8 protein-coding genes and 1 tRNA gene are annotated in these 7,348 nt (G+C 41.5%); 1 reads left to right on the top strand and 8 read right to left on the bottom strand.

The genetic code is table 11. The features are described from left to right. Nucleotides 1-335 precede the first annotated feature (335 nt). Nucleotides 336-2,735: a SpoIIE family protein phosphatase gene (locus tag R2B77_RS15235; RefSeq protein WP_203248982.1), complete on the bottom strand. Its 2,400-nt coding sequence runs from the start codon at nucleotides 2,733-2,735 to the stop codon at nucleotides 336-338. Nucleotides 2,736-2,929: 194 nt separating this feature from the next. Between R2B77_RS15235 and R2B77_RS15230 the strand changes: the two genes are divergently transcribed. Next, a tRNA-Met gene (locus tag R2B77_RS15230) sits at nucleotides 2,930-3,003 on the top strand. Nucleotides 3,004-3,141: 138 nt separating this feature from the next. On the opposite strand, the gene R2B77_RS15225 is transcribed toward R2B77_RS15230, so the two are convergent. From R2B77_RS15225 to R2B77_RS15195, 7 genes are all read right to left on the bottom strand, one after another. Continuing rightward, nucleotides 3,142-3,570 (bottom strand): S1 domain-containing RNA-binding protein, encoded by a 429-nt coding sequence (locus R2B77_RS15225; protein WP_203248981.1) that lies wholly within the window; start codon nucleotides 3,568-3,570, stop codon nucleotides 3,142-3,144. Nucleotides 3,571-3,825: 255 nt separating this feature from the next. Continuing rightward, the gene (locus R2B77_RS15220) at nucleotides 3,826-4,245 is read right to left on the bottom strand and encodes a septum formation initiator family protein (protein ID WP_203248980.1); all 420 of its coding nucleotides are present in this window, start codon (nucleotides 4,243-4,245) and stop codon (nucleotides 3,826-3,828) included. 51 nt (nucleotides 4,246-4,296) lie between these two features. After that, nucleotides 4,297-4,764 (bottom strand): spore cortex biosynthesis protein YabQ, encoded by a 468-nt coding sequence (gene yabQ / locus R2B77_RS15215; RefSeq protein ID WP_203248979.1) that lies wholly within the window; start codon nucleotides 4,762-4,764, stop codon nucleotides 4,297-4,299. After that, nucleotides 4,761-5,057 carry a sporulation protein YabP gene (gene yabP, locus R2B77_RS15210; protein WP_203248978.1) on the bottom strand — a complete coding sequence of 99 codons (297 nt, stop codon included), beginning with the start codon at nucleotides 5,055-5,057 and terminating at the stop codon, nucleotides 4,761-4,763. Before yabP ends, yabQ begins: the two co-directional genes overlap by 4 nt. Nucleotides 5,058-5,539: 482 nt before the next feature. After that, the gene (locus tag R2B77_RS15205) at nucleotides 5,540-6,061 is read right to left on the bottom strand and encodes a hypothetical protein (protein WP_203248977.1); all 522 of its coding nucleotides are present in this window, start codon (nucleotides 6,059-6,061) and stop codon (nucleotides 5,540-5,542) included. 234 nt (nucleotides 6,062-6,295) lie between these two features. Then, entirely contained in the window at nucleotides 6,296-6,637 is a 342-nt protein-coding gene (locus tag R2B77_RS15200) for a hypothetical protein (RefSeq protein ID WP_203248976.1), read from the bottom strand. Nucleotides 6,638-7,005: 368 nt separating this feature from the next. Then, entirely contained in the window at nucleotides 7,006-7,218 is a 213-nt protein-coding gene (locus tag R2B77_RS15195; RefSeq protein WP_203248975.1) for a hypothetical protein, read from the bottom strand. Nucleotides 7,219-7,348 lie beyond the last annotated feature (130 nt).

Below are 7,348 nucleotides of genomic sequence, written 5' to 3'. Positions count from 1 at the left end.
AGCGCAACCGAATCGACACCACCTGAACACGCGACAAGAACACGACTTCCAGGCTCAATCAGTGCCCACTCTTTGATAAATTGAAAAATCGACTGTTTAAATGTATCCATTGCATAAGCACCTCATTTATTACATTTCATCAATTACGCCTCGGCGTAATTGCGTCGGGATTTTGAATTGTGCATAGCACAATTAACTCCCCCAAAAATCCCTGACATCCGCCGGAGGCTTAACTTGAATCAACAAATGTATTTGCTGATTCAAGTTAAATTTTACCCTTAGAATACCCTCACTTCAAGTTATGCGAAGCAAGGGTATGCCTATCGTATTACTTTTCAAGAAATAATTTGTGAGTAAGGCGTGAAGCTGGACCACTTCGGAAGGACATGGTCAATCTTCATCACTAATACTGTTCGATCATCTGCCACCACTCCAAACTTACGCTCCATTTCACTGACAATGCGATCCGCGATTTTATCACAATCGAACTCTTCGTATTTGTCGAGCGTGCCATACAAAATTCTCTCTTGCTTCTCAAGTGCTACCTCCCCATTAAACATTCCATCCGTCATCATTAAAATAATATCCCCCGCCTTCAATTGTTCATTTTTCGCTTCAACAGAAAAGGACGGGAGAAATCCGACAGGGACAGACTCGCTATCCAATCTTAAAAAGTCATCTCCGCGCTTAATATACGTGCTCATAGAACCCGCCTTCCACGACCAAAGCCGACCATCCTGCAAATCAATCAACGCCAAGTCAAGCGTTGCATACATATCATCCAATCCATTCAATGACATCATATAATGTAGCGTATGCATCGCCGTTTCTGGATCCATTTTACGGTCCAAGCATTCTCGCATTAACCGGATTACCTTACGACTCTCCCGATAAGCGTTCAAATCCTGACCCATGCCATCCGACAGCAAAACGGCCGTAAGTCCGTCATGAATCGGAAACACCTCATAGGCATCTCCCGCTTGAAACGACTCACTCCCCGCTGTCGCGACAATTCCGTAATCGAGTGCGAAGCGGACGGCTGAACCAAATGTTAGTTGAATATGCGGGAATGGTTGCTGCTGCACAATCGACTTTGCGACTTGAAACGGCTCGTCGTACATTTCTTCAAGAACAGGTAAAATAAGTCGTTCCGCCACAGTCGTATCCGTTTCAAAATCCGACCTTTTTTCTGGGATGCAACAAACAATACGACGTGCTCCTCGTTCCCCCGATAAAATATCTATTTGAAAATACTCAATGTTTTTCTCTTGAAGTCGCTTGGCAAGCTCATCTTCCGCAGGCTTGTACACAGATAAATCCTCTTTCACTTCATTCATAATCTTATCCAAATGCGTGCTCATATCCCGCAATTGAAGCGCTAGCATTTTTCGACCATGCTGAAGCTGGCCTGTCAATAGACGAGTTGTCGCCTGCTCCTCCAATTCTGTTACAAGTCCGTTAAACCGAATACATTTATACTTTATCTTATCTTCAACGCGATGACGCGAGGCTTTTTTTGTCGGAGAGTACGTCGATTCCCATTCATACAATAGCCTGGCCATATCTTCATCCGCCGATTCCCAGCATTTTGCATAACGAAAACAAGACGCACACGTTTTAGGGATTACTTGGGGAATCGGTTCTTCCTGATTCCCCCTGGAGGAAAATCGTCCGCCAACAAGCGTTGACATGAATTCGGAGAACTGCTGGAAATCCACCAATTGTTCATCCAAACGTTCCGCCAACCATTTTTGACGTTTTTCTGTGGACTCCTGTTTTTCTGGATAGAAGACACTGCGAATAGCCCCTAGCTTTTGCGATGGAATCAATAAAAAGAGAAGCGTCGCAATACCGATTGTGACAAAATGCGAGCTATCTAACGGCAATGTCAAATCATATAGAAGGAAAAAGAGCGATACAGACGCTCCCCCTATTACAATCCCAATTTTTCCAAAACGACTGAGCGTACCTGCGACAAAGCCTGTCATCCCATATACAGCCATCATACCGGTAAATGATAACTCTGCTACTCCAATAATCGCGGCGATAATCATCGCAATCGTTGTTGCAAATGGTAGCCCCCCTATTAACGCAGAAAGCAAAATCGTGAGATGAATAAGTGTTCCAGCCACTGATACATAGCCCAGCATAAGTCCACTCATCCCCGTAGTCGCCATCGCCCCAACTAGACAAGCAGCGGCGAGGCGTTCCGGCGTCCACTTGCCAAAAAAGATTCGATCCACGGGCGGAAATGCGATAAATAGAAAAAAAGTCATGATTAATGCTAGTATTGCCTCAAAACCGATAGATAATTGGATGTTGATAGGCGGCTGCCCTACATACATGACAAATTGCCATGATACTTGCACTAGGATGATACAGCCAGCTACGGTTAATGGCACTGATTTTCGGAAGAACGGGTATCTGACAACTGTATTGAAAAGGGCAAGTAACAGTAGCTGAATAACTGCCTGTCCTACACCTAAAAAAGCACTCCCTACCATCCCTCCAACAAAAACCCACACGAGGTATTTTTTAAAGCGTGCTCGTGCTAGAGCCCAGACAGGAAGGAAAAAGGGCACCGCTGCGTCAAATAACACAGCTTGCGACAAGAAAAAGGTGCCAAACAAAAATAAGGTTGCAACGAGCATGTCAATTTTGTGCTTCTTAAACATTCCGATATACATACGAATTGGCTGACCTACCGGACGTGTCACGCTGTCTATCAATTTCATTTCCCATTCCCCCTATGTCTACTATGCTCCCAGTATACATAGGGAAACGGCGGGAAATTGTCTGTTCGTGACGACTACAAAACAAAATGTTTCGACTCGTTACGAACTATTTTTCTTTTTTCCTACGATAGCTTGACACTATGATAGTTCGCATGTAATATAAATATTGTTGTTCTGGAAGAAGATACAATCACGGCGGCGTAGCTCAGCTGGCTAGAGCGTACGGTTCATACCCGTAAGGTCGGGGGTTCGATCCCCTCTGCCGCCATACTGAAGTAAGCATAGTGCTTGTTGGAGCTAGACATCGGCTTCATATCTAAAAAAGCGACAGACATCGGGATTTCCCCATTGTCTGTCGCTTTTGTATATGACATATATTTTTTATTGAATTGAAACAGCTAGCAAGTTACCCTCTTCTTGCGCCGCGGCCACCGCGTTTCGATTCTGTCGCTCTCTTCAAAGTCGAGAGGCGTTCTTCACTATCCTTCATGAACTTTGCCATTTTCGTTTCAAAATTCTCTGGACGATCCACCGGGCTAGGACGACCACCTTGGCGAGGACGTTGAGGGCGTTGCGGACGTTCTGGACGTTGCTCAGACTCAGGCTTCGCTTTACGAATCGATAACCCAATTTTACCGTCTGTTCCTACATTCATCACTTTCACTTCAACCATGTCGCCTACTTTTAAATGTTCGTTAATGTCTTTGACATAGTTGTCTGCCACTTCACTAATATGGACAAGACCTGTCGCACCCGTCGGTAGCTCAACAAATGCTCCGAAGTTTGTGATTCCTGTTATTTTCCCCTGTAACTTGCTGCCTACTTCAATTGACATAAAAAAAATGCTCCTCCTTAGAATTTAAGCGGGCTCCTTTTAGGAGCCTTGCAACCGTATTAATGATTCTGTCAATTACGCCTCGGTGTAATTGCGTCGGGATTTTTAATTGTGCTCGCACAATTAACTCCCCTAAAAATCCCTGACATCCGCCGGAGGCTTAACGTGAATCAGCAGGGGATTTCTGCTGATTCAAGTAAAAAATACAGAATCCCTACTCTTATTATAGCCAACAAAAAAAGAGTGTCAATAAGACTACTCTTTTCCGTCGTCTTTTTTATCGTTTTTCTTCTTATTTTCTGGCACGGAGAAAATAATCTCATTATTTTCAGACAAAAAGTATTCTTTCCGCGCAAGCTTTGCAATATAATTATCGTCATCCAATTTAACAAGCTGCCTTTTCAACATTTCTTGTTCTTCTTGTACGACTTCAAGCTGCGCAAGCACATCCTTCCGCTGCTGCTCCTTTACCGCCAAAACCTGCTTTTGTTTGATTTGCATTTGTATTAAACCGCCAAAGGTAACAGCTACGATAATGGCAAACACCGTCAACCTGCGATATAACCTTACTTTCCTTGCATTTTTTCGATTTTCTTTCTGTTGCAGGGAACGGACATATTCAGTTTGAATCGTTGCAACCGTTGCCGGCGATTTTCTCTGCTGCTTTTGTTCCAAGTCCCGCACGTCCTCTCATCACATCACCATCGTTAGTCTATCGATTATATATCATTTCTTCCTCTTATTAAAGAGGTTTCTCGAAATGATGCGGAATAGCTTCACGAATGGGGTGAAAAGAAACACGACAATCTTAATTATCATACGAAAGACTTGCTGGATAATCGACATAACCAACCGAATAATGAACCATAACGGTTTGATGAAAATCATCAAGATGATTCTCCCGAGCAAACGGCATGGCTTATAAAATAAACTAGCATACAATAGCAGTCCACTAATCTGCGCAAACGGGTCATACATTCGCCATGCCCCGTCCCGAACAAGAAAAAGGACATAAAATGTCCCGCATCCGACAACAAACCAGCCAATGACCTCAAACCATACCGCACGCCTTCTAATGAATGACTTCTTTCCGGCATGCGCAGTTCCAGTCCCAATCATATCCATGAATGCCCCGGCAACAATACCTGTCCCAATCATTGCAAGTAGACTAAGAAACTGAACGGATAGACTCATCCAAACAATTTATGGAGGAAGTTCCGCGAACCTGCTTCTTCTTCGTCATATTGGATGGTGGCAACCGTGCCTTCCAATGTGAGAAGTCCTTTATCGACATCGAGATGGACGATGCGCAGTTCCTCTCCGCGTATTTGCAGCAATCCTTGCGATGTCCGAATCAAAAATTCTTCTTGATCGAAGCGATCGATTGATTTTACTGATGTGAGATCCATCCTCTTTCTGTTGCGCATTGTCACAACATGATCACCTGATGGGATTGTGTACGTAGGACTGTCCGTCTGGAATTGCATATGATGCTTCCCCCTTCGCTTGTATGTTCACAGTCATCTTATGCTAAGGACTAAAAAAACATGACAGGAGAATTTCTCTGTCATGTTGGTTAAGTTCATATCGATTGATGAACTTTTTACTTGTTTAATATACCCGAGAGAAGAGATTGGAAAATAAAGAATAGAGGGCTTTCTATAAAGAGTGTAAGTCCCCGAAGATGTAATTTCGGGGACTCTGGCACTTTGTACGATGTATTCCTTCTTTACTTTTTTAAAATCACAAATGGAAACACTAGTAGATAGGGAAGGCTTCAGCAACCAAAATTGCAGCTTTACAAATGCTACCAGCCCCTCTCTCAAAACCGAAAATCAACATCGTAACAATAAATGTGCTACATCCATGTCATCCTGGATAATATCAAGGTATCTTACCATGACGCTTTCAGGGCTATGATTGAACATCTTCATCTAAAAAAAATCCAATTAATAGGGGTAGTTTTGTTTTAGCAGAAGGAAGAGACCATTCGTTCCCACAATGGTTTAATTTTAACTGGGTCTGCAACGCAAGATAAAACCCATTCAGTTTCATTGGACAACAGTTCACATATAAGCTGAGCTGCATGTTTATGTTTTTGGGGTGTCATATTCTTAAAGACCTGATTAATGACACGGACGACGCCTTCTGGAAGTGATGTCTCAATTGTTTTCATTCCCAATTGTGCCCTGTCCGGATTGTACCTGTGAAGTAACACTCTTGATAAATGCGTCATGACATGGTGGAGCATACTTACTAACCAAATATCATTGCCCCGAGCAGACGATTTCTTATATTGAAAAAGGAACCATGCAACATCGTCGACAGCATCCTGAAACTCATTATCGGATAATTTCAGATTCTGGTTTTGTTTGAATTTCTCTAATTTATTGTTTGGATCGAAGAGGACTTTCATGAAATCCTTTTCGATATATGTGTGTTCTGTGACCGTAAACAGGTCTATATGCACACTTGCTTTGCTAATTGCCAAAACGCTTCGAGTTCGTCCAGTGTCTAGTCGGCCAATCGTGATCCACACACAATCGGAAACTATGTAAATTTATCACGCGTGTTGATTAACCAAAATTATACAGTGTTCAATTGATTTATCCTCCATTGAAAATCTATGGTTTCATTCAAACTAATACGCCACTCAATTGGCAGCTCATCACAAAGAAACATGCGTGTAAAACCTGCAAATGATAAGGGTTTTATGTGCTTTACCTTACTTCCTTGTACATGAATAAATTTCAGTAAAACATAGGCAATCATAGCCGCAAACAATGACTTCGAAAATACGTTTCATAATCGCGTAATCTAACGTTTTCATATGCTTTGACAGTGATGAATGATCCACAGAAATAAGTCCTATACTTGGACCCACATCGGCTGCGTGACGGAGGCTCTTCCATTCATTTGTTGCAGCACTAATCAAATATGAAATGACTGTAGAAACCGTGCATTTTCGGGCTGTATCTGTATAGTTAAACTCCGTTAAAATAGCCTGTAGCTCTGCTTCTGAAAGAAATTTTTGAATCAGTGTGTGGGACGTGGTATTCTTGTTCATGAGAGATTCCTCGTTTCGTCAATGTTGGTGTGGTAACTTACATTGTACAAGAGGGTCTCTCTTTTTTGTAGTTATTTATTGGTAGAAACTAGATAATCAACACGCGTGTTAGAATGTAGGATTTCATTCACTGTCTCTACAATTTCCATTGCTAACTATGTGCATCTTTATCTGAACCTTTTATTGATGTTTGAATGATAATGGTTTTTTGATACTCAGTATTTATATTTCCGAATACGTGCTTATATCTATGTCAACAACGGATTTAATTACATTTTTTGCAATGGACTCAACATCCTTTTTTACTGAATTAAAATATTCTTTATTCTCTTTAACTTTTACCTTCAATTCTATCTCCAAGTTCGAACTTACTGTAAACTCCAAATCCCTATATTTCTCATATTTTTTTCAGTTACCGTATTCAATGCAGAAAATTGTAATTCTTGTTCTTTAGTAGATAAAGGTTCTGGTTCATCCTTATTCGCAACGGGAGTATCAACTTCTGAATGCTTATTTAACATGCTAAATGATGCTATTCCCACTATAAGTATTCCATTAATAATCAATATCCTTTTTAACATATAATCCCTCCTGTTAAGAAGGTAAGGGTGTGCCTCTGCATCTTATTAATTTAGTTTCGTATATTTTAAACTTAAAAAGCTAACAATGGAATTAATATGGAATTTTACCGTTCTTCCAAAAATGCTTTTT

Origin of the sequence: Sporosarcina beigongshangi (assembly GCF_033485195.1) — a bacterium.
In the GTDB taxonomy this organism is placed as follows: domain Bacteria; phylum Bacillota; class Bacilli; order Bacillales_A; family Planococcaceae; genus Sporosarcina; species Sporosarcina beigongshangi.
This window is presented reverse-complemented; position numbering and strand designations above follow the sequence as displayed.

Excerpts from the sequence above, each read along its gene's own strand:
- R2B77_RS15235 (WP_203248982.1), bottom strand. The coding sequence starts at position 2,735 with ATGAAATTGATAGACAGCGTGACACGTCCGGTAGGTCAGCCAATTCGT.
- R2B77_RS15225 (WP_203248981.1), bottom strand. The coding sequence starts at position 3,570 with ATGTCAATTGAAGTAGGCAGCAAGTTACAGGGGAAAATAACAGGAATC.
- yabQ (WP_203248979.1), bottom strand. The coding sequence starts at position 4,764 with ATGAGTCTATCCGTTCAGTTTCTTAGTCTACTTGCAATGATTGGGACA.
- yabP (WP_203248978.1), bottom strand. The coding sequence starts at position 5,057 with ATGCAATTCCAGACGGACAGTCCTACGTACACAATCCCATCAGGTGAT.
- R2B77_RS15200 (WP_203248976.1), bottom strand. The coding sequence starts at position 6,637 with ATGAACAAGAATACCACGTCCCACACACTGATTCAAAAATTTCTTTCA.
- R2B77_RS15195 (WP_203248975.1), bottom strand. The coding sequence starts at position 7,218 with ATGTTAAAAAGGATATTGATTATTAATGGAATACTTATAGTGGGAATA.